The organism is Aedoeadaptatus nemausensis (assembly GCF_903819165.1).
Lineage (GTDB): Bacteria > Bacillota > Clostridia > Tissierellales > Peptoniphilaceae > Aedoeadaptatus > Aedoeadaptatus nemausensis.
In genome coordinates, this window is the sequence record NZ_CAIJCS010000053.1 from 1 (window position 1) to 855 (window position 855).

Sequence of the window (855 nt, forward strand, 5' to 3'; positions counted from 1 at the left end):
GGATCTATTAAAATTGGCGGAGTAGAAACAAAAGATGTGTCGCTCGAAAACTTGTCTTCACTTATTTCTTTTGTATCCCAAGACAATTTCCTCTTTGATATGACTATAAAGGAAAATATTAGGCTTGGAAATAAGAATGCCTCTGACGAAGAAATTATAGATGTATGTAAAAAATCTGCTTGCCATGATTTTATTTTGAATCTATCTAACGGTTATGATACAAGAGTTGGAGAAGGTGGAGGTCATCTATCTGGAGGAGAAAGACAAAGAATATCTATTGCTCGTGCCATGCTAAAGAATGCACCAATCGTAATTTTAGATGAAGCAACTTCTTATATAGATCCTGAAAATGAAGCTCTCATACAAAACGCCTTGGCAAATCTAGTTAAGGGTAAAACTTTAATCATAATCGCTCATAGGTTAAAGACAATTGTTGATGCCGATAGGATATTTGTTATTAAAGATGGAAAATTGGATTCTTATGGAAATCATAAAGAACTATTAAAGTCATCAGAGCTTTATAAGGAAATGGTTGCTGCCAATGTAAGGGGTGATGAAAATGCTTAAGGTGTTTAAAAAGATATGGAATTTTTCTAAGGAAGAACAAGCAAATATTAAAAAATCTATTCTGGCTGGATTCTTTCATGCAGTCTTTAATGCTCTACAATTTGGTGCAATTTACTATATGTTGGTAAATATCTTTGCTAAAACTTTAGACTATAAGGCAATCTTTATTTGCCTTGGAATCTTAATAGTTTCCCTTGTTGGAAAAATCATGACACAAAAATCATCTCAAATGGCACAAACTCACGCGGGATATTTTATGGCTGCCCATAAGAGAATAGAAATAGGCGA

The 855-nt window shown here is 33.5% G+C and carries 1 protein-coding gene and 1 pseudogene; both read left to right on the forward strand.

From position 1 onward, the window contains the following. Nucleotides 1-567 (forward strand): ATP-binding cassette domain-containing protein (locus PEPTYR26121_RS08720; protein WP_180501041.1); only part of this gene is annotated, 567 nt, incomplete at its 5' end. Next, nucleotides 560-855 (forward strand): annotated as a pseudogene (locus PEPTYR26121_RS08725) (ABC transporter ATP-binding protein); the annotation flags it as partial. The gene PEPTYR26121_RS08720 and the pseudogene PEPTYR26121_RS08725, both read left to right, overlap by 8 nt.